This window comes from Isoptericola sp. NPDC057653 (genome assembly GCF_042799955.1).
Classification (GTDB): Bacteria; Actinomycetota; Actinomycetes; order Actinomycetales; family Cellulomonadaceae; genus Isoptericola.
The window spans coordinates 273237-293357 of record NZ_JBHVHP010000002.1 but is presented as its reverse complement, the minus strand read 5'-3'; the positions used below and the strand labels follow the sequence as shown (position 1 = coordinate 293357).

General features: G+C 77.3%; 16 protein-coding genes. 13 read left to right on the top strand and 3 right to left on the bottom strand.

Annotated features, from left to right (window positions below; genetic code table 11):
* Positions 1-13: 13 nt before the first annotated feature.
* Both ACFU9A_RS12535 and ACFU9A_RS12530 read right to left on the bottom strand, forming a co-directional pair.
* Positions 14-1111 (bottom strand): Gfo/Idh/MocA family protein, encoded by a 1098-nt coding sequence (locus ACFU9A_RS12535; RefSeq protein WP_430575613.1) that lies wholly within the window; start codon positions 1109-1111, stop codon positions 14-16.
* Positions 1108-1908, bottom strand: coding sequence for a sugar phosphate isomerase/epimerase family protein (locus tag ACFU9A_RS12530; RefSeq protein ID WP_430575612.1), 801 nt, complete (start codon positions 1906-1908; stop codon positions 1108-1110). The genes ACFU9A_RS12535 and ACFU9A_RS12530 overlap by 4 nt, the downstream gene beginning before the upstream one ends.
* 248 nt (positions 1909-2156) lie before the next feature.
* On the opposite strand from ACFU9A_RS12530, the gene ACFU9A_RS12525 reads away from it, so the two are divergent.
* The 3 genes from ACFU9A_RS12525 (at position 2157) to ACFU9A_RS12515 (ending at position 5085) form a co-directional block, all read left to right on the top strand.
* Complete coding sequence (locus ACFU9A_RS12525; RefSeq protein WP_430575611.1) at positions 2157-3176, top strand: glycoside hydrolase family 43 protein; 1020 nt, start codon at positions 2157-2159, stop codon at positions 3174-3176.
* 77 nt (positions 3177-3253) lie between these two features.
* On the top strand, positions 3254-3886 hold the full coding sequence (locus tag ACFU9A_RS12520; RefSeq protein ID WP_430575610.1) for a dihydrofolate reductase family protein: 633 nt from the start codon (positions 3254-3256) through the stop codon (positions 3884-3886).
* A 179-nt stretch (positions 3887-4065) separates the two neighbouring features.
* Positions 4066-5085 carry a peptidoglycan-binding protein gene (locus ACFU9A_RS12515; protein ID WP_430575609.1) on the top strand — a complete coding sequence of 340 codons (1020 nt, stop codon included), beginning with the start codon at positions 4066-4068 and terminating at the stop codon, positions 5083-5085.
* Positions 5086-5269: 184 nt separating this feature from the next.
* Here the strand turns inward: ACFU9A_RS12515 and ACFU9A_RS12510 are convergent, their stop codons facing one another.
* Positions 5270-6106, bottom strand: a complete 837-nt coding sequence (locus ACFU9A_RS12510) for a BTAD domain-containing putative transcriptional regulator (RefSeq protein ID WP_430575608.1) — start codon at positions 6104-6106, stop codon at positions 5270-5272.
* A gap of 321 nt (positions 6107-6427) precedes the next feature.
* Between ACFU9A_RS12510 and ACFU9A_RS12505 the strand changes: the two genes are divergently transcribed.
* From ACFU9A_RS12505 to ACFU9A_RS12460, 10 genes are read left to right on the top strand one after another with little or no spacing between them, the layout of a single operon-like run.
* Positions 6428-7069, top strand: a complete 642-nt coding sequence (locus ACFU9A_RS12505) for a hypothetical protein (protein ID WP_430575607.1) — start codon at positions 6428-6430, stop codon at positions 7067-7069.
* A gap of 1 nt (position 7070) precedes the next feature.
* Positions 7071-7397, top strand: coding sequence for a LysM domain-containing protein (locus tag ACFU9A_RS12500; protein ID WP_430575606.1), 327 nt, complete (start codon positions 7071-7073; stop codon positions 7395-7397).
* Positions 7394-8542 (top strand): hypothetical protein, encoded by a 1149-nt coding sequence (locus ACFU9A_RS12495; RefSeq protein WP_430575605.1) that lies wholly within the window; start codon positions 7394-7396, stop codon positions 8540-8542. The genes ACFU9A_RS12500 and ACFU9A_RS12495 overlap by 4 nt, the downstream gene beginning before the upstream one ends.
* Positions 8542-9063, top strand: coding sequence for a phage baseplate assembly protein V (locus ACFU9A_RS12490; RefSeq protein ID WP_430575604.1), 522 nt, complete (start codon positions 8542-8544; stop codon positions 9061-9063). Before ACFU9A_RS12495 ends, ACFU9A_RS12490 begins: the two co-directional genes overlap by 1 nt.
* Positions 9063-9386 (top strand): hypothetical protein, encoded by a 324-nt coding sequence (locus ACFU9A_RS12485; protein WP_430575603.1) that lies wholly within the window; start codon positions 9063-9065, stop codon positions 9384-9386. Before ACFU9A_RS12490 ends, ACFU9A_RS12485 begins: the two co-directional genes overlap by 1 nt.
* On the top strand, positions 9383-9784 hold the full coding sequence (locus ACFU9A_RS12480; protein ID WP_430575602.1) for a GPW/gp25 family protein: 402 nt from the start codon (positions 9383-9385) through the stop codon (positions 9782-9784). The genes ACFU9A_RS12485 and ACFU9A_RS12480 overlap by 4 nt, the downstream gene beginning before the upstream one ends.
* A complete protein-coding gene (locus ACFU9A_RS12475; protein ID WP_430575601.1) occupies positions 9781-12342 on the top strand; it encodes a hypothetical protein in 2562 nt (853 codons plus the stop codon). The genes ACFU9A_RS12480 and ACFU9A_RS12475 overlap by 4 nt, the downstream gene beginning before the upstream one ends.
* Positions 12339-14801 carry a baseplate J/gp47 family protein gene (locus tag ACFU9A_RS12470; protein WP_430575600.1) on the top strand — a complete coding sequence of 821 codons (2463 nt, stop codon included), beginning with the start codon at positions 12339-12341 and terminating at the stop codon, positions 14799-14801. The genes ACFU9A_RS12475 and ACFU9A_RS12470 overlap by 4 nt, the downstream gene beginning before the upstream one ends.
* Positions 14798-17041, top strand: a complete 2244-nt coding sequence (locus ACFU9A_RS12465; protein WP_430575599.1) for a hypothetical protein — start codon at positions 14798-14800, stop codon at positions 17039-17041. The genes ACFU9A_RS12470 and ACFU9A_RS12465 overlap by 4 nt, the downstream gene beginning before the upstream one ends.
* 2 nt (positions 17042-17043) lie before the next feature.
* Entirely contained in the window at positions 17044-20118 is a 3075-nt protein-coding gene (locus tag ACFU9A_RS12460) for a DUF6519 domain-containing protein (RefSeq protein WP_430575598.1), read from the top strand.
* Positions 20119-20121 lie beyond the last annotated feature (3 nt).

Sequence of the window (20121 nt, the reverse complement as noted above, 5' to 3'; positions counted from 1 at the left end):
GGGTGGCGACGGGTCAGAAGGTCGCCGACGCCGGGTCGAAGTCCTCCGGCAGGGGCGGGGGCGCGTCGACCGTGGAGGCGACCTCCACCGCCGTGCCCGACTCCGCGGCGTCCCGGACCGCCAGCAGCACGTCGAGCACGTGCAGCGCGACGGCGCCCGAGGCCCGCTCGGGCCGGCCCTCGCGGATCGCGCGCGCCAGCTCGACGACGCCGGTCCCCCGGCCCCAGGTGGAGCCGGTGGCCGGGATCGTCTCGGGCTCGTCCTGCCCGTACCGCCACAGCGTGGACTCGCCGTCGAAGTTGTTCGGGTCCGGCAGCGAGATCGTGCCGAGCGTGCCGTTGATCTCGACGAAGCCCGCGCGCGGCAGCGCGTGCTGGAACGAGAAGGTCGACTGCGCCGACTGCCCGCCGCGGAACTCGATGAGCGCCGCGTGGTGCGTGGGCACCTCGACGGGGAACGACTCCCCCGCCCGCGGGCCGGACGCGATCGTGCGCTTCTCGAGCGACTTCGACGACACCGCCTGCACCCGCGCGGCGGCGCCGAGCGCGTGCACCAGGGTCGTGACGTAGTACGGGCCCATGTCGAACAGCGGCCCCGCGCCCGTGGCGTAGAGGAAGTCGGGGTCCGGGTGCCAGGCCTCGGGGCCCGGCACGTGGAACATCGTCGTGGCGGTGAGCGGCTCGCCGATGTCCCCGCGGGCGATGGCGCGCAGGCCGGACTGGACGCCCGCGCCGAGCACCGTGTCCGGCGCGCACGCGACGCGCAGCCCCTTCGCCTCCGCCTCGGCCAGCAGCGCCGCGGCGGACGCGTGGTCGGTCGCGATCGGCTTCTCGCTCCACACGTGCTTGCCGGCCGCCACGATCTGGTGGTCCACCTCGGCGTGCACGGCGGGGGTCGTCAGGTTGAGGACGATCTCGATGTCGTCGCGCGCCAGCAGCTCGTCGTCGGTCCCCCACGCCGCGACGCCGTACGCCTCGGCCTGGGCCTGAGCCCGGTCGAGCCGCAGGTCGGCGACCATGCGGACCTCGACGTCGGCGAACTGCGTGAGGTTCTCGAGGTACTGCGTCGAGATGTTCCCGGCACCGATGATGCCGACGCCCACGCGGGTCACCGGTCGTTCTCCTGCAGCCACGCGAGCGAGGCGGCGATGCCCTCGAAGACGTCGCCGGCGTAGGAGTCGAACTCGACCACGCGGATGGCCTGCGGCGCGGCGGAGAGGATCGCCGCCACGTCGACGTCGCCCTGGCCCGCGGGCACCTGGTTCTCGTAGGCGGCCTTGAGCGCGGGCGGCACGTCGAGCGCGCTCTCGCTGGACGGCAGCACGGTGGCGATGTCGCCCGACACCTCGCCGTCCTTGACGTGGATCGCCACGACCTGGTCGCCGAGGGCCTTGAGGACGGCCGGGGCGTCGGCGCCGCCGACGGTGGCCCAGAACGTGTCCACCTCGAGGACGGCCGCGGGGTCGAGCTGCTCGGCGAAGACCTCGAAGACGGCGCGGCCGTCGACCTTGTTCGTGAACTCCCACTGGTGGTTGTGGTAGCCGAACCGCAGGCCGTGGCCGGCGGCGCGGACCGTCAGCTCGTTGACGCGCTCGGCGAGCCGCTTCGCGTCGTCGGCGGTCTGCCAGCGCTCGGTCGGGACGAACGGGTCGATGACGATGCCGATGCCGAGGCGCGCGGCGGCGTCGAACACGACGTCGGGGTCGGCGGCGTCGATGACCGCGGCGTGACCGGACGGCGCGGCGAGGCCCGTCGCGGCGAAGGCGCGCTCGAAGTCGGCGGCGCGCTCGACGAACGCGTACGGCTCGACCTGCTCGTACCCGATCTCGCGGACGCGGGCGACGGCGGCGTCGAGGTCGGCGGCGATGGCATCCCGCAGCGAGTACAGCTGCACGGACATGAGGGACATCTGGGTGCTCCTTTGGCGTGGTCGAAGGTCCATCTTCCGTCGGCATCCGCCAGAAGTGTGCGGTGAATCGCCGGAAAGCAGGAACGAGCCTAACCCCTCAAAACCTCACAGTGGAAGGTTTTGAGGCAAGACGTCGAGTTCTCGCGCCGCGCGTGTCTTCCGGGTCGCCCGTTGAGTCAACGATGTACCTTCGTCGCGCCAGCGACGGGCGCGGATGCCCGCCGCAGCATCGAACGAGAGGCGCAACGTTGCACCACATCTCGAGCACCCCGTCCTTCACCCGCCGTGCCCTGCTCGCGGCGGCCGGCGGCCTCGGCGCCGCCGTGGCGCTCAGCGCGACACCGGCCGCGGCGGCCTCGCCGCGCGGCTACCAGAACCCCGTCGTGCCGACCAACAACCCCGACCCCGCCGTCCTGGCGGCCGACGGGGCGTTCTACCTCTACGCGACCAACGGCGCGGCGGGCGCCATGCCCGTCCTGACCTCGCCCGACCTCGTGGAGTGGACCCCGGCCGGCAACGGCATGCCGCAGCTCGCGTCCTGGTGCCGGCCCGGTCGCCACTGGGCGCCCGAGGTGATCGCGGTGGGCGACCGCTACCTGTCGTACTACACGGCGTGGCGGGCCGACATCGACCAGCAGGCCGTGTCCGTCGCGGTCTCCGACTCGCCCGCCGGGCCGTTCGTCGACGAGCGCACCGCACCCCTGATCGACCAGTCCGACCAGGGCGGGAGCATCGACGCCTCCCCCTTCCGGGACGCCGACGGCGCGCTCTGGCTGCTGTGGAAGAACGACGGCAACCACGACGGGCTCCCGTCGTACATCTACCTGCAGCGGCTGTCGGACGACGGGCTCGAGCTGGTCGGCGAGGCGCAGCGGCTGTTCGGGATGGACCAGCCGTACGAGAAGTACACGATCGAGGGCGCCTCCGTGGTCGTCCACCAGGGCCGCTACTACTGCTTCTACTCGACCGGCGAGTTCTGGAACGACTCCTACGGCGTGTGCTGGGCGAGCGCCCCTGCCATCACCGGGCCCTGGACCAAGGAGGGCGACGGACCCATCCTGGCCAGCAACGACGTGGCGGCCGGCTCGGGGCACGGCATGCCGATCAAGGTCGGCCCCCACTGGTGGTACGTGTACCACGCGTGGCAGCCCGACCACGTCAACCAGGACCCGGGCCGGCTCGTGTGGCTCTCCCGGATCCGGTTCACCGGGCACGGCCCCGTGATCGACGGCCCCGCCGTCGACAACCCGCTCTCGCCCAAGGTCTGAGCCACGACGGGCCCACGATGAGTCCGGCGCCCCGGGGCGGTCTCTCCTGGGACCGCACCCACCCGCCAGGAGGAACCATGGGCCTCATCCATCTCGAGATCTTCGCCACCCTCGACCTCGTCGCCCAGGCCCCGGGCGGGCCCGACGAGGACCCGGAGAGCGGGTTCGCCTTCGGCGGCTGGCAGGCGCCCCTGCTGGACGACGTCGCCGGCGAGCAGATCGCGGCGGCGTACGCGGAGGGCACCGACGCGCTCCTCCTCGGCCGCAAGACGTACGACATCTTCGCGGCCTACTGGCCGCACCAGGACGACGAGTTCGGCACGCTCTTCAACAGCATCCCCAAGTACGTCGCGTCCCGTGGCACGCCCGACCTCACCTGGTCGGGCTCCACGCAGCTCGGGCCCGACCTGCCGGCCGCCGTGCGCGAGATCCGCGACCGGCACGAGCACGTCCGGGTCGTCGGGAGCCTCGACCTCGTGCAGACCCTGCTGCACGAGAAGCTCTTCGACCGCCTCGACCTGTGGCTGCACCCCGTCGTCCTCGGCACGGGCAAGAAGGTCTTCGACGGCGGCGCCGTACCGACGAACGTCACCCTGCTGGAGCCGCCCGCCGCCAGCCCGAAGGGCGTCGTGTTCCTGCACTACGGGCTCGCCGACGGCGTCCCGGCCACCGGGGACATGACGGCGCCCGACCGCGGCGTGACGGCGTAGCCCGACCGCGCCGCGAGACCGGCGCCCGGGTCCGGCCCACCCACGGGCCGGTCCCGGGCGCCGGCGTCGCCACGAGCACCGATGACGCCCCCGTGACAGGCCGGTGACGAGCGCGCGCGACGCTGGCCGCAGGCGCCGGCGGCGGACCCGTCCCGTCGGCCCGGCTCGAGGAGCGCGCCATGACGACGATGCGGTTCCGCGGCAGGTCCTACCGCAACGGCTGCGTGCCGTCGTCGGTCCTCGACGAGCTCCAGCCGTCCGGGCGGCACGGCACGGACGGGCGGTCGCGGGCGTTCCTGCGCAAGGACGCCGCGGCGTCCTGGAACCGCGCGATCGACGACGTGCGGGCGGGCACGGGCCTGCAGCTCACGGTGCGCGGGTGGAACCGCTCGCTGGCCGAGCAGCAGGGCTTCTTCCTCCAGCGCTACCGCCGCGGCGCCCGCAGCCCCTTCGGCGACTACCGCCGGTACGACGGGTCGACCTGGGGGCGGGTCGGCGGCGCGGCCGCCGCCGTGCCCGGGTACTCCAACCACGGCTGGGCGCTCGCCGTGGACGTGCAGGACTTCGGCGGCGTCGGCGAGTGGGGCAACACGCGCCGCGCGAAGGCCTTCCCGATCCTGCGCGAGCACGGCTGGACGGACGTCGAGGGCCGCCGCGTGAACGAGCCCTGGCACCTCGTCTACTGCCCCGGCGACGACCACGGGGCCCGTCGCGGCCGGGGTCGGGCCGCCGGCCGGTCCGGCGCGCGGGCCGCGCTCCGGGGGCCGCTCCGGCGGGCGACGACGCTGCGCCCGCACCGCCCGCCCACCCTGCGGCGCGGTACCCGGCGGCCCGCGGGGGTGCGGCTGTGGGCGAGCGTCCTGGCCGCCAAGGGGCTGTACGCGGGCGAGCTCGGCGGCCGCTTCGGCGAGGACCTGGACGCCGCGACGCGGGCGTTCCAGGAGCGGTCCCACCTCCTCGTGGACGGGATCGTGGGGCCGAAGACCTGGTACACGTCGGTCCTCGGCGTCGAGCCGGGCAGCAGGGGCGCCGCGGTCCGGGTGGCGCAGGTCGTCGCCGGGCTGCGCGGCGCAGCGGTCGACGGCGTCGCGGGCTCCGTCTTCGCCGCCCGGTGGAAGCGGGTGCAGCGGTGGCTGGGGGTCGCCGCCGACGCCCACCTCGGGCCCCGGACCGTCGCCGCGCTCGTGCGGAAGGGATGAGGACGATGCACCGCCGGACGACTCCCGCCGGACCCCCTGACGGGTCCCCCAGCGCCTCCGACGACGGCGCCCCGCGCCCCCGCGGGGGCCGCGCGCTCCTGCTGCTCGCGCTCGCGGTCGCCGTCGTGGCGTGCGCCCGCGCGGTCCGCGCCCGTGCCGCCGCGCGGGTGGAGGAGTCGGAGGACTACGAGGCGGAGAACGCGGCCCTGCTGTGGGCGGCGGAGCCCGAGGCGACGACCGGCACGCCGCGGGACACCGGGACCGCACGGGACCTCCGGCCCGGCGCCGAGGGCACCGCCGCGACCGGGGAGACCGGGACGACCGGCGACGGCTGAGCCGCAGCGCCGCCCCAGGGCCGCACGAGCCCCGCGGTCGACGGCGACGGCTCGATCCCGAGCTCGGCGTGCAGCGTGCGGCGGCACAGGTCGTAGGCGCGGCACGCCTCGGCGACGTTGCCCTCGGCGAGATGGATCGCGATGACGGCCCGGTGCGCGCTCTCGCGCAGGTCGTCGGCGCGCAGGGCCGCGAGCGCCGCCTCGAGGGCCAGCCCGTAGCGGCCACGCTCGGCGAGCCGGGTCGCGGTCGCCTCCAGGACGTGCAGCCGCAGCTGGTGCAGGCGTTCCCGCTCCGCCTCGAGCCACGGGTCCTCCCAGTCCGGGAGCAGCTCGCCCGTGGCGAGCTCGGGCGGGTCGTCGTCGTCCTCGACGCTCCCGCCGAGCACGGCCCGGGACGCCGCGATGAGGCGGTCGACGTCGCTGTCGGGGTCCAGGCCGAGCTCGACGACGCCGTGCGCCGCCCGCACCAGGCCGGCGGCCGCCTGGTTCACCCGCCAGATGCCGGTGCGGAGGCTCGCGAGCGCCCGCTGCTCCAGGGTGTCGGGCCACAGGAGGCCGGCGAGGCGGCTGCGCCCGGTGCGGCCGCGCAGGGCGAGCATCGCGACGAGCCGTTGCGCGCCGACGGGCAGGGACACGCCCGCGCCGTCGACCTCGATCTCGAAGGCCCCGAGGAGCCGGATCAGCACGACGGGCTGCCGGGCCGCGGGCCCGTGCGCGGGACTCGTCCGTTCCGACACCCTTCACCCCCTGTGGTGCGGGCGGCCGTGCGCCGCGGCCTCTCGACGCGTCGTCGTCGTCCGAGGGCGAGGCGGCGAGTCCTCACGCCCGGAAAGATCCCGTCGTACTCCTCCGTGATACGACGGCGCGGGTGAACCGGCTGCCCGAGGGGACGATTTCACCCCCCCGCCCCGGGTGGACGACGACGGGCGCCGGCCGGGCGACCGCCGGTGACGACCGGTGACGGCCGGTTGACAGGCCGGTGACGTGCCCGGGGCACGATCCGGGGCATGAGCAGCTTTCCCGGCAGCCCGCGCACGGTGCCCGGCGCGATCGTCGCCGTCGACCCGGTCAGCGCGCTGTCGCGCGTCGCGGTCTTCCAGTACAACCCGGACGAGGTGACGCGCACGCTGCGCCCGCGGGCCCCGTCCGGCGGCGGCGCCGCGGAGGTGGACCGCGTGTACGGGGCTCCCACGCAGACGATCGCGATGAAGGTGGAGCTCGACGCGACGGACGGGCTGGAGTCCGGGGACCCGGTCGCCGTCGCGACCGGGGTGTCCGCCGGCCTGGCCGTGCTGGAGATGCTGCTGTACCCGAGCGTGGCCCGGGTCGTCGCGAACACCGTGCTCCTGGCGGCCGGGACGATCGAGGTCCTGCCGCCGCGCGCGCCCCTGGCGGTGCTCGCCTGGGGCCCGGGCCTCGTCGTGCCCGTGCGGCTGGAGAGCGTCACCGTCACGGAGCAGGCGTTCGACGCCGCGACGCTCGTGCCCACGCGCGCGTCGGTGAACCTGTCGCTGCGGGTGCTGACCTACGACGACCTGGCGCCGACGGACCCGGCGCACGCCCTCTTCCTCGCCCACCAGACGGTCCGGGAACGCCTCGCCGCCGTGGCCGGCGTGCAGGGCGTGGCCCGGCTGGCGCAGGGGGCGTGAGATGTCCCGGTACGACGGCGTGCCCACCACGACGTTCGAGGTGACGACGGCCGCGGGCGAGCGCCGGTCGGTCGGGTACGTCCGGCGCCGGTTCCCGCCGCCGCCGTCGGACGCGACGACGCTCGCCCGCCGCACGGTGGCCCCCGGCGACCGGCTCGACCTGCTGAGCTTCACCCTCACGGGCGACCCGCTCGGGTTCTGGCGGATCTGCGACGCCAACGCCGCCCTCGACCCCGACGACCTCGTCGACGACGAGGCGGTGGGCACCGTCGTCGTGGTCCCGCTGCCCGGGGTGCCCGGTGCGTCCGGGGCGGGGGTGCCGCGGTGACCGCGGACCTGGGGGTGCACCTCACCGTGCTGGCCGGGCCGACGGTGCCCGTGCCGCTGCCGCCCGGCGTCGCGACCCGGCTGCGGTCGGTGACGGTGACGGAGTCGGACGCCGCGCGGTCCGCGTTCACGGTCACGCTCGACGCGGGCCGCTCCGGGCCCACCGCGGCGTTCGACTCCCCCGTCGTGGGGCCGACGGCGCCGCTGGGTGCGGGGTCGCGCGTCGTCCTCGTGCTGACCATCGGGGTGGTGCCGCACGTGCTCGCCGACGGGATCGTCACCGAGGCCGAGCTGACCCCCGGCGGCGCGGACGCGGCGGCCGAGCTGCGCCTCACGGGGCAGGACCTGTCCCTGCTGCTGGACCGCCAGGAGGTGTCCGCCGAGCACCCGGCGCTGGAGGACTCGCTGCAGGTGCTGGCGATCGCCGCCCGGTACGCGCCGCACGGCCTGGTGCCCGCGGTGGTGCCGCCGGCCGACCTCGACCCGCCCCTGCCGATCGAGCGCACCCCGACGCAGCAGGGCACCGACTGGGAGCACCTGCGGCTCCTCGCGGCCCGGCACGGGTACGTCACCTACGTCTCCCCCGGCCCGGTGCCGGGGACGTCGGTGCTCTACTGGGGCCCGCCCGTGCGCGAGGGCCTCCCGCAGCCGGCGCTCTCGACGGGCCTGGGACCGCAGACGACCGTCACGGGGGCGCTGCGGTTCCGCGAGGACATCCTCGCGCCGGAGCTGCAGGAGGGCCGGGTCACCGACGCGCGGCTGGGCACCACGCTGCCCGTGCGCACGGTGGGCGCGCTGCGGGTGCCGCTGTCCGCGGTCCCCACGTGGGCGGGGCACCAGGCGGACCTGCGGGTGCGGCAGTTCCGCGACTCGGGCGTGGGCGCGGCCACGGCGTTCGCGCGCGCCCAGGCGGCGACGGACCGCTCGGCCGACAGCGTCACCTGCGACGGCAGCCTCGACGGGTCCGTGTACGGGGACGTGCTGCGGCCGCGCGGGCTCGTCGGGGTGCGCGGCGCCGGCTGGTCGCACGACGGCCTCTGGTACGTGCGCCAGGTCGTGCACCGCGTGGACCGCGGCTCCTACGCCGCGGACTTCTCCCTGTCGCGGGACGGGCTCGGCGCGACGGTCCCGGTGGTGAGGGTCTGATGGACGAGCGCACGGGCGACGGCGCCCGCCGGTTCTACGGCAAGTACCGCGGCAAGGTCGAGAACACGCTCGACCCGCTGCAGCTCGGCCGCGTGCAGGTGTCGTGCCCGGCGGTGCTGGGCGAGGGCACGCTGAGCTGGGCACTGCCGTGCACCCCGTACGCCGGGAACCAGGTGGGCCTGTTCCTCGTGCCGCCGGTCGGGGCCAACGTCTGGGTCGAGTTCGAGGGCGGCGACCCGTACCAGCCGATCCTCGGCGGCTGCTTCTGGGGCACGGGCGAGGTCCCGGCGAGCCCCGCCGTCGAGCAGGTCAAGCTGCTGCGCACCGAGTCGATCACGCTCCAGCTCAGCGACGTGCCGGGCGGGGGCGGCCTCACCGTGCAGGTCGGCGCGCCGGCCGTCGCCGTCCCGGTCGACATCAAGGCGACGAGCACGGGCGTCGAGATCTCCATGGGCAAGAACACGATCGCCCTGACCGCCGCGTCGGTGTCGATCAACGACGGCGCCCTGGAGGTGACGTGATGCCCGGCTACCTGGTCTCGACGGCCGCCTCGGTCGCGTGCGCCCACCAGGGGCGGGCGACGCCGGGGGGCGTGGCGGCCCGCGTCGGCCTGGGCGGCAGCCCCGCGGTGCTCCTCGCCCCGCCGTGGTCGATCGCCGGCTGCACCTTCCCGCCCCCGACGGCCGGCAACGGCCCGTGCGTGACGGGCGTCCTCACCGTCGGCACGGTGCGCGTCACGTCCCTGGGGCAGCCGCTCGCGATCCAGGCGGCCCCCGGGCAGTGCGCCCCGACGGGGGTCCCGCTGGTGGTCTCGTCGACGCAGGTCCGGGTGCGTGCGACATGAGCGAGATCCCCCGCCGCGCGTGGGCCCCGCGGCACGTCGCGTTCCCGCTGTCGCTCGACGGCCGCGGCCGCACCGCGATGGTCGACGACGCCGACTACGTCCGCGGCCTGGTCGAGCAGGTGCTCTTCACCGCGCCGGGCGAGCGCGTCAACCGGCCGGACTTCGGCAGCGGCGTGGGCCGGCTGGTGTTCGCGCCCACCGACGACGCCCTGGCGCGGTCCACGCAGGCGCTGGTGCACGGCGCGCTCCAGCGCTGGCTCGGGGACCTGCTCCGGGTCGAGGACGTGCGGGTCACCGCCGTGGACGCACGGCTGGAGGTGGTCGTGGAGTACCTGCCCCTGGACGCGACGGCGGCCGAGGACCGCCGCACCGTGACCGTCACCGGGGGCGCGCCGTGACCGGCGACGGCGGGCTGCTGCTGGCCGGCGTCGACCAGGAGTCGCGCCGGGCGCTGCTGCGCGGGCGCGCCGGCGTCGACGGGATCGACCTCGTCGAGGTGCTCTCGAACCACCGCGGGTCGCCCGGGCGCGTCGCCGGCGCCCCCGAGCAGCGCACGCTGCTGGTCCGCCTCCTCAACGGACCGGTGCCGGACGGGTGGGGCGCGGCGCACGTGGGCGTGACGGGCGGGGTGCGCGTGGACCCGGCGCTCAACCCCGTCGGCGTCTCGTGGGCCTTCCCCGCCGCTCGGGTGGTGGGCACGAGCACGGAGCCGCCCGCCGGGGACGCCGGCGTCCCCGGCGTCACCGCCGCCGACCGCGCCCTCGTCGACCCGGCCCTGCGCGGACCGGACGGCCTGCCCGACGACGACGCCCGCCGCCGCACCCTGGTGGTGCGCACCACCTCCTCGGGCGACTGGTCCACCTACCGGGTGCGGCTCCTCGACCCCGGCGACCCGGACGGGTCGGCCGCGCCCGCCGGCATCGACGCCGCCCTGGCGGACGCGCCGTTCACGTTCACCGTGGACTGCCCGGCGGACCTCGACTGCGCGCCCGCGCCCGGCACCGCGCCGCCGCCGGAGGACCTGCTGCCCGCGGACTACCTCGCGCGCGACTACGAGGCCCTGCGCACCCGCCTGCTCGACCGCCTCGCCACCCTGCTGCCCGGTTGGCGGGACACCAGCCCGGCCGACCCGGCCGTCATGCTCGTCGAGCTGTTCGCGGCCGTCGGCGACCGCCTCGCGGCCTGGCAGGACGCCGTCGCCGTCGAGGCCTACCTCGGCACCGCGCGCCGCCGCACCTCGGTGCGCCGGCACGCCCGGCTGCTCGGCTACACCGTGCACGAGGGCTGCGCGGCCCGCGCGCTGCTGGCCGTCACCACACCCACCGCGGCCGACGTCCCGGTCCCGCGCGGGACGCCCGTGTGCGACCTGCCGGCCACCGTCCCGGCGGGCTCGCCGCTGGAGGCGGCCGACCTCGGCGCCACCGTGTTCGAGACCGCGCAGGACCTCGTCGCCACCCGGCTGCGCAACGCCCTGCCCCTGCACGCCTGGGGCGACGCCGACCACTGCCTGCCCGCCGGCACCACGGCCGCCTTCGTCGCCACGGCGGTCGGGGACGACCCCCGGCTCGTGGCCGGCGACCTGCTGGTGCTCGCCGAGCAGCCCGCGGGCGGGAGCCCCGCCGGCGGCCCGCCCGACCGCCGCTACGCGGTGCGCCTGGTGCGCGACGCGCGCCGCCACCTCGACGGCGTGGCGGGGCGGTGGGTGTGGGAGCTCGTATGGTCCCGCGCCGACGCCCTGCCGGGGCCGCTCACCGTCCGCGAGGGCGACCCCGACGCGGTGCGCGCGGTGGCCCTCGCCAACGTCGTCGTCGCGGACCACGGGGCGAGCGTGCGCGCCGACCCGCTCGTGCCGCCCGCGGCCCCCGCCGCGGGGCCGTACCGCCCGCGGCTGCGGCGCCCGGGGCTCGCGTTCGCCGACCCGCACCTGCCCGCTGCCGCGTCGGCCGCGGTGCTGGCGCGCCCGGACCCGACGCGCGCCACGGCCGCCCTCACGCTGTGGGACGGGCTGCGCGAGTGGACGCCGCGGCACGACCTGGTGGGCAGCGGCCGGCTCGACGCGCACGTCGTCGTCGAGCCGGAGCAGGGCGGGGTGGCGCGGCTGCGGTTCGGCGACGGCACGAACGGACGCCGGCCCGCCCCCGCCTCCGCGGTGCTCGCCTCCTACCGGGTGGGCGGGGGCGCCGCCGGCCGCGTCGCCGCCGGACGGCTCGTCCGGGTCCTGCCGCCGGCCGACCCCCGCCGCGCCGTCGCCGGCGACGCGCCGGCGGTGTGGAACCCCCTGCCGTCGGCGGGCGGAGCGGACCCGGAGGACCTGGAGCAGGTGCGCCAGCTCGCCCCGGCCGCGTTCCGGCGGCAGCTGCGCGCCGTGACCTCCCCGGACTACGCCGCGGTCGCGGAGCAGGACCCGGGCACCCAGCGGGCCGTGGCCCGGCGCCGCTGGACCGGGTCCTGGTACGCCCAGGAGGTCACGCTCGACCCGGTGGCCCGCGCGGACGACGACGCGCTGCGGGCGGCCGTCACCGCGGCGCTGGAGGCGCGCCGCATGGCCGGCGTCGACGTCGAGCTCGAGCGCCCGGTGGAGGTGCCGTTGGAGCTCGTGCTCACGGGCTGCACGGCGCCGGGCCACCTGCGCGAGGACGTCGAGCTGCGGCTGCGCGAGACGTTCGCCTCCGGCGTCCGGCCGGACGGCCGGCCGGGGTTCTTCCACCCCGACCGGTTCACGTTCGGGCAGGCGCTGCGGCTGTCCGACGTCGTGGCCACCGCCATGACGGTCGACGGACTGGCCTGGGTGGAGCTCGAGCGGTTCTCCCGGGCGGACGCCACCCCCGCGCAGGCCGCCGCCGACCTGGCCGCCGGCGTCGTCCGGGCCGCCCCGCGCGAGCTGCTGCGCTGCGACAGCGACCCCAACGCCCCCGAGGCCGGTCACCTCGTCGTGCGCCTGGGAGGTGGGTCATGAGCTGCGGCTGCGCGGACGACGGCGCCTGCACCTGCGGCGCGGCCGCGGTCGACAACCCGCCGGGCCAGCACGCGCTGCGCTGGCGGGTCGCCCCGCACGGGGCGGCGCTGACCCGCATGCGGGCGGCGCTGCCCGCGCTCGGCGCGGACGACCCGTCGAGCGCCCTGCTCGACGCGTGGGCGGTGGTCACCGACGTCGTCTCCTTCTACACCGAGCGGATCGCCCAGGAGGGGTTCCTGCGCACCGCGACCGAGCCGCTGTCGGTGCGCGAGCTCGCGCGCACGCTGGGCTACGAGCTGCGCCCCGGCGTCGCCGCGCGGGCCGAGCTCGCGTTCGACGTCGAGACCGCGGCGGGCGCGCCCGAGACCGTGCTCGTCCCCGCCGGGACGCCCGTGCAGACCGTCCCCGCGCCCGGCGCCCTCCCGCAGACCTTCGAGACCTCGGCGCCCCTGGAGGCGCACCGGGGCTGGAACGCCGTCCCGGCCGTCGCCACCGAGCCGCAGTCGTTCGGGTTCCGGACCACCGAGGTGTGGCTGCGCACGACCGCACCGACCGTCCGGGTGGACGACCAGCTCCTCGTCGTCGGCGACGAGCGGGCCGGCCTCGGTGCCGCCGACCCGCACGGCGACCCCACCGAGACGTGGGACTTCCGCCGGGTGGTCGCCGTCGACGTCTCCCCCGCGCTCCACGAGGGGTGGACCCGGCTGGTCCTCGACCGCCGCGTCGGGTACCGCGAGGGCCGGGAGCTCGCCGCGCGGGCGCACCCACGGGTCCACCTCCTGACGCGGCGCCTCAGCCTGTTCGGCCACCAGGCCCCCGACCCCCGGATGTTCAGCTCCCGGTTCCGGCCCCCCGGGGTCCCCGACGCCGCGGAGTGGAGCGACTTCGAGGTCACCTCCGCCGGGGAGCGCGTCGTGGAGCTCGACGGCGACCACCCCGAGGTCGTGGCGGGCTCCTGGGTCGTGCTGGAGCAGCTCGGCGCGGTGGAGGCCTACCAGGTCACCGACGTGACGCCCGACGGCGCGAAGCGCTACGGCCTGTCCGGGCGGCTCACGCGGCTGCGGCTCGACGTGCCCCACGGGCTCGACCGGTTCGACCGGCGGCGGGCCGCGGTGCACGCCGTCTCCGAGGACCTGCACGCCGACCTGCGCCCCCGCGCCGGGCTGGTCGGGGACGCACCGGGCGGGACGCCCACCGTGCTGGACGTCGCGGGCACGACCCCGCCGCTGACCGCGGGCCGGCTGGTCGCCGTCACCGGCCTGACCGAGGACGGCGCCCGGGCCGTCGAGCCCGTCACCGTCACCGCCGTCACGCCCCGGGCCGACGGCACGCAGCGCCTCGTCCTCGACCCGCCGCTCGCGCACGCGTACCACCCGGGCACCGTGGTGGTCCGGGCGAACCTCGCGCCCGCCACGCACGGCGAGACCGTGCAGCAGGTGCTGGGCAGCGGCGACGGACGGGTGCCGTTCGCCCGCTTCGCGCTGCGGCGCCCGCCGCTGACCTACGTGCGCTCCACCACCACCGCGACGGGGGCGGTCGCGGCGCTCGAGGTCCGCGTCGAGGGCGTGGCCTGGCGCGAGGTGCCGACGCTGGACGACGCCGGCCCGCACGACCAGGCCTACGTCGTGCGGCAGGACGCCGAGGGCGGCACCGAGGTCGTCTTCGGGGACGGCGTGCACGGCTCGCGGCTGCCCACCGGCGTCGAGAACGTGCGGGCCACGTACCGGGTCGGGATCGGCCCCGACGGGGCGGCCGCCCCCGGGCAGGTGTCGCTGCCGGTCCGCCGGCCGCGCGGGATCGCGCAGGTCGCCAACCTCGCCGACGCGCGCGACTGGGCCGGCCCGGAGGACCTGGAGCAGGCGCGGGTCAACGCGCCCCAGCGCATCCGCACGCTCGACCGGGCGGTGTCGGTGGCCGACCACGAGGACTTCGCGCGCGGCTACTCCGGCGTGGGGCGGGCGCGCGCCGACCTGGTCTGGGACGGGCGGGTCGAGACCGTGGTCGTGTCCGTGCTGGCGGCGGACGGCGGCCCCGCCTCGCCCGGCCTCCTCGCGGACCTGCGCGCCACCCTCGACGGCGCGCGCGAGACCCGGGCGCCGCGCCTCGTCCTCGCCGGCGCGGTGGTCGACGCCGCCGCGCGCGTCGAGGTCGACGTCGACCCCCGGTACGAGGTCGACGACGTCCGCGCCGCCGTCGACGCCGCGCTGCGCGCCCGCCTCGGCGCGCTCGACCTGGCCGCCCCGCTCGCGGCGTCGGCCGTGCTCGTGGTCGTCGCCGCCGTCCCCGGGGTGGCCGCGGCGACGATGCCGGAGCTCTCCGTGCCGTCGCCCGGGCCCGCGCTGCCGGGCTCCGACGACGCCCTGCTCGTGACCGCCGCCGCCCGCTGGGACGCCGCGTCGCGGACCGTGCTCCCCGCCCAGGCCCTGCGCCTGGTGCCCGACGTGCGGGTGCGGCCATGACCGTCGACGACGACCGGCGCGACGAGCGCACCGCCTACCTCGCCGCGCTCCTGCCCGCCCACGTCATGGAGCGCGACGCGGCCACGGGCGGGCTCGTGCGGCGGCTGCTCGGCGCGGCCGCCGGAGAGCTCGCCCTCGTCGAGGACGACCTCGAGCGGCTGTACGACTCGTGGTTCGTGGAGACCGCGCCGGAGTGGGCCGTGCCCTACCTGGCCGACCTCGTCGGCCTCGTGGGCCTGCCGGGCGACCTGGGCACCGGGTCGGGGGCGGGCGTCAGCCGCCGCGGCATCGTGGCGAACACGGTCGCCTACCGGCAGCGCAAGGGCACCGTCGCGGTGCTGGAGCAGGTGGTGCGCGACGTCACGGGGTGGCCCACCCGGGCGGTGGAGCACTACCGCCTGCTCGCCACGACGACCCACGTCGACCACCCGCGGCCCGAGCGCCCGGCCACCGCCTCGGTGCGGCACGCGGCCCTCGCGGAGCTGGAGTCCCCGGCCCTGGCCGGCGGGGCGCTGACCCGGTTCGCGCACACGGGCGAGGTGCGGCACGTCGACCCGGGCCCGACGGGCGGGCGCGGCCGCTACGGCATCCCGTCGGTGGGCGTGCACGGGTACGGGACCCAGGTGAGCGAGGTGCGTGGGGCGCCCGCGCGGCGGGTCGGCGACACGTGGCTGACGCACCCGCTGGACCGGCCCGCCCCGTGGTTCGCCCCGCCGGTCGCCGAGGACACGATCGAGCACCTGGCCGTCGAGGCGGACCTGCCCGTGCCGCTGCGCCCGCGCCGCCTGCTGGGGCTGCTCGCGGACGCGCGGGCCTCGTGGCCGGTGCCGGTGCCGCTGCCCGTGGCCGTGCGCGTCGACGACGACCCGGAGCCCCTCCCGCCGTACCGGGTGCGCGTGTGCGGGCTGGAGGACCTGGCCACCGTCGGCGCGGCCACGCCGGCCGATCCCGCCGACGACGACCCGGCGCGCGTCCTGGCCGGTTGGCAGGTCATGGTCGACCCGGTCGCGGGGGCCCTCCGGCCGTACCGGGACGGCGTCCCCTACGACCCGGCCGCGCACGGCGAGCACTCCTTCCACGTCGACCACGCCGCGGGCGCGGTGGCCGACCTCGGCGCGGGCACCTACGACCGGTCGGCCGCGCACGAGGCGGCCCGCGACGAGGACCCGTTCGCCGCGACGGGCGGGCGGCGCGACCGGTACGACGCCCAGGCCCGGGTGCCGGGCGGCCCGGGCGCCCCGGCGGTCGTGACGATCGCCGACGGCGTCGCCGCCGTCTCCGCCGGCTGGGCCGCGGACGCGACGCGGCGCCCGGGCGGCACCCGGGTGGTCTCCGTCGCGGACGGCGAGGACCACCCCGGTGACGTGGACCTCGACGTGCCGCCGGCCTCGCGGCTGGTCCTCGTCGCCGCCGAGTGGGCCGCGCGCCCGCTGCTGAACGGCGACGTCGCCGCGCCCGTCCCGGGCGTCTACACGGCCGAGGGCCTGCGCCCGCGCGTCGTGGGCGACGTCGTGGTCACCGGGGGCGCGGGCAGCGCGCTGCTCCTCGACGGGCTGGTCGTGGTCGGCGACGTCCGCGTCACGCCGGGCGGGCTCGCCTCCCTCACCCTCAGCCAGTGCACCGTGACGGGCCGCGTCGTCGTCGCCGGGGACGACGACGACGAGGACCGCGCGAACCGCGCCCTGCGGGTGACCGTGCGGCGCAGCGTCGTCGGCGGGATCGGGCTGGCGGGGACCGTGCCCGCGCTCGACGTCGCCGACAGCGTCGTCGACCCCCGGCTCACGACGGTCAGCGGCGGCACGCCCGGGCCCGCCGTCGCGGCCGAGGGCACGCACGCCCGGATCGCGGGCTCCACGCTGCTCGGCCCGGTCGGGTGCCGCGTCCTCGAGGTGACGTCGAGCCTGTGCGACGGCGTCGTGAGCGTGGTGGACCGCCAGCACGGGTGCGCGCGGTTCTCCTACCTCGGGCCGGGCTCGCGGGCGCCCCGCCGGTTCCGGTGCGTCCCCGCGTCCGACGCCGCCACCGCCGTCGGGCCGTCGTACGTGTCCCTCGACCCCGCCTCGCCCGGCTACCCCGCGCTCGCCCCGACGGCGCCCGCGGCGGTCCGCCGGGGCGGCGAGGGCGGCGCCGAGATGGGCGCCCACCACCACCTGCGCCGTCCCCTGCGGACGGACGCCGCGCGCCGCCTCGTCGCGCCGTACCTGCCGGCAGGCATGCAGATCGGGATGTTCGGGAGCTGACCATGCACGCAGACCTCACCCGCTGGACCTTCGACGCGACGCAGGGCTACCGCTCGGTGCTCATGCAGCAGGGCCGCGTGCTCCTGGACGCCGAGTGGAACGAGCAGGCGGCGATCGCCGCCCACCACGACGAGGTGCGCACCGCCGACGTCGTCGGGGCCTCCGGCGGGCCGGCCGCGCCGGACGGCGGCGCCGGCCCGTTCGGCATCGTCGACACCACGACCGGGCTGCCCCCGGTCGACGCCGCCTGGGCCGACCTGCTCGTGACCGCCGGGCGGTACACCGTCGGCGGCGCGCTCGTGGAGTCCGCGGCGCCGGCGCCGCTCGCGGACCAGCCGTTCCTGGAGGTGCCGGAGCCCGCCGCCGGGCGCTGGGCGGCGTACCTCGACGTGTCCGAGCGGCTCGTCACGCCCGACGAGCGGCCCGAGCTGCTCGAGTCGGCGCTCGGCGGCCCCGACACCGCCCTCCGGACGCAGACCGTGTGGCAGGTGCGGCTCGCGGCGGCCGCCGCGGACCAGGTCTGCTCGGACGTGGCGGACGCCGGCGCCCGCACGCCCCGCGCGATGCGGGTGCGCCTCCAGGAGGCCGCGGCCTCCGACGACCCCTGCTCGATCACCGCGGGCGGCGGGTACACGCGCCTGGAGAACCAGCTCTACCGCGTGCAGGTGCACGACGTCGTGGGGTCCGTCGCCCGGTTCCTGTGGTCGCGCGAGAACGGCTCGGTGGTCGCGGGCCTCGTGCGCCTCGAGGACTCCCCCGTCACCGGCACCCTCGGCCTGCTCACGATCGACCGCACCGGCCGGGACGACGAGCTGTCGATCGGCCAGGGCAGCTGGGTCGAGGTCACCGGCCCCGAGCGCCAGGTGCGGGGCCTGCCCGGGTGGGTCGGCCAGGTGACGCAGGCGGCCGACCGGGAGCTGCACGTCACCTGGCCCGAGGGGCACCCGGCCTCGCTCGCCGACGTCGGCGCGACTCCGCTGGTGCGGCGCTGGGAGGCCCCGCCACGGGCGCTGTCCACGGCGTTCGCGGCGCTCGAGGGCGGCATCGAGGTGGCGTTCCCCGCCGGTGGGGACCCCGCCGTCGGCGACCACTGGCTGGTGCCGGCGCGCACCTCCCGCCTCGCCTACGGCGTCGTGGCCGCCCGGGGCACGCTCGAGTGGCCCTGGTCGGCCGCCGGGGCGACGGCGCTGCCCCCGCTGGGGCCCGTGCACCGGACGGCGCCGCTCGCCGTGCTCGACCGCACGGCCGCCGGCTGGACCCTGGTCGGCGACTGCCGGCGCCTGTTCCCGCCCCTGACCGGCCTCGTGACGATCGACCTCGTCGGCGGCGACGGGCAGGAGGCGATGCCGGGCACGGAGCTGCCGCAGCCGGTGCGGGTGGTCGTGCGCAACGGCGGCCTGCCGGTCGCGGGGGCGCTGGTCTTCTTCTCCGCGCCCGACGGCGGCCTGCTGCGCAACCCCGACGACCCCGTCCCGAACGCGTCCAACGTCTCGGTGCGCACCGACGCCGACGGCGTCGCCGACGTGTTCTGGACCCTGTTCACGGCCGCCGGCGCGCCCACCACGCAGACCCTCGTCGCGCACCGGCTGGACGACCACGGCGCCGCGATCGACGTCGACGTGGTCACGACCGCGCGGCTGTCCGTCGCGAGCCAGGTGGCGTGGTCGCCCGCGTGCGCGGGGTTCGCCGACGCCCCGACCGTGCAGGACGCCCTCGCCCGGCTCGCCACGACGCCGTCGTTGGCGCTGCTCGGCGGCGACGGCCAGGAGGTCGCCGCGGCGGGCCGGACCGTGCCACGCCTCGTGCGGGTCGCCGCGGACAGCCCGTGCGGTCCCGGCGAGGGGGTGAAGGTCGTCGCGACCGCGACCGACGGCGGACTCGTCCTCCCGCTGCCCGACGGCTCCCCGGTCCCGGCGACCCTCGCCGGGGTGGCGGGAGCGGGCACGGAGGCGGTCGCGGGGGCCGACGCGGCGGGCGTCGCCGCCTTCGCCTGGCAGCCCGTGTTCGACGACTCCCGCAGCGACGTGCTCGCGGTCGCGCTCCCGGACTCCGACGAAGCGACGGTCCAGGTCACCGCCCAGCTCGACCCGCCCGGGACGCGGACGGCGGGGATCCACGTGAAGGCGATCCGGTTCTTCTCGGGCCGGGAGCTGGTCAACGACGAGGTGTACGGCTTCGACGAGCTCGGCGGGAACTTCCCCGGCATCGCCGTCGGCCTCGACGCCCCCGTGGACCAGTCGAGCGTGCAGGGCAAGCCGGTGGTGCGGCTGCTGCTGGAGCTGCCGTGGCCGGTGGGCCAGGAGTCCGCGCCGTTCGGGGGCGGCACCAGCGTGTGGGCGCGCCGCACCATCGAGATCGTCGGGGTGACCAACGCCGACGGGCCGCTGATCATCTGGTCCCCCGGCCGACCGGGCGACGACCTGCCGCTCGACGCCGTCCTCAAGAACGTGATCACCACCCTGCGCCGGCTCCCCGCGCACACGCTCTTCGAGCCCGCCATGCCGCTGCGGATGCGGTTCCAGATCGACGGCTGGGCCGTGGTCGGCGACCGGCGGGAGGGGCTCGAGACGCTGCACCTCAACGGCCACACGGAGACCGTCCTGGACGACGAGGGACGCACCCGCCTCGTGCTGCCCAGCACCGACGAGGTGACGGGCGGGCGGTTCGAGACGTGGTTCTGGTTCACCGACGACGCCGGCGGTCGCCCCGGCCGGCCGGACCTCGGAGGCCGCCTCGACCTCACGCGCTTCGACCCCGCCGTCGCGGACGTGCTGCGCCCGATGCTCGAGGTGCCCGTGATCACCCGGCCGCCCGTGCCTCCCGTCGGCCCGGTCCCGCCCGTCGGCCCGGTGACCCCGCTGCCCCTCGACGACCTGCCCGGCCGCACGCTCGGCTTCGTCGAGCGGCGCGCCGCCGACGCGGGCGTCAGGCTCGACGTCGTCGCCGAGGACGCCGACTCGCGTCGCAACACCGTGCTCGGCACCGAGCTGCTCGCCGACGGCGTGCTGCGCGTGCGCGTCTCGCGCGGCGCGGCCGGGCCCGCGGGGCCGGCGCCCGCGCGACCGGACGGGACGTAGGAC

What these genes read in the sequence shown, in the direction of transcription:
- ACFU9A_RS12490 (WP_430575604.1), top strand. Translation starts at nt 8,542, where the DNA reads ATGGACGAGCGCACGGGCGACGGCGCCCGCCGGTTCTACGGCAAGTAC.
- ACFU9A_RS12465 (WP_430575599.1), top strand. Translation starts at nt 14,798, where the DNA reads ATGACCGTCGACGACGACCGGCGCGACGAGCGCACCGCCTACCTCGCC.
- ACFU9A_RS12505 (WP_430575607.1), top strand. Translation starts at nt 6,428, where the DNA reads ATGAGCAGCTTTCCCGGCAGCCCGCGCACGGTGCCCGGCGCGATCGTC.
- ACFU9A_RS12500 (WP_430575606.1), top strand. Translation starts at nt 7,071, where the DNA reads ATGTCCCGGTACGACGGCGTGCCCACCACGACGTTCGAGGTGACGACG.
- ACFU9A_RS12515 (WP_430575609.1), top strand. Translation starts at nt 4,066, where the DNA reads ATGACGACGATGCGGTTCCGCGGCAGGTCCTACCGCAACGGCTGCGTG.
- ACFU9A_RS12480 (WP_430575602.1), top strand. Translation starts at nt 9,383, where the DNA reads ATGAGCGAGATCCCCCGCCGCGCGTGGGCCCCGCGGCACGTCGCGTTC.
- ACFU9A_RS12460 (WP_430575598.1), top strand. Translation starts at nt 17,044, where the DNA reads ATGCACGCAGACCTCACCCGCTGGACCTTCGACGCGACGCAGGGCTAC.
- ACFU9A_RS12520 (WP_430575610.1), top strand. Translation starts at nt 3,254, where the DNA reads ATGGGCCTCATCCATCTCGAGATCTTCGCCACCCTCGACCTCGTCGCC.
- ACFU9A_RS12530 (WP_430575612.1), bottom strand. Translation starts at nt 1,908, where the DNA reads ATGTCCCTCATGTCCGTGCAGCTGTACTCGCTGCGGGATGCCATCGCC.
- ACFU9A_RS12485 (WP_430575603.1), top strand. Translation starts at nt 9,063, where the DNA reads ATGCCCGGCTACCTGGTCTCGACGGCCGCCTCGGTCGCGTGCGCCCAC.
- ACFU9A_RS12470 (WP_430575600.1), top strand. Translation starts at nt 12,339, where the DNA reads ATGAGCTGCGGCTGCGCGGACGACGGCGCCTGCACCTGCGGCGCGGCC.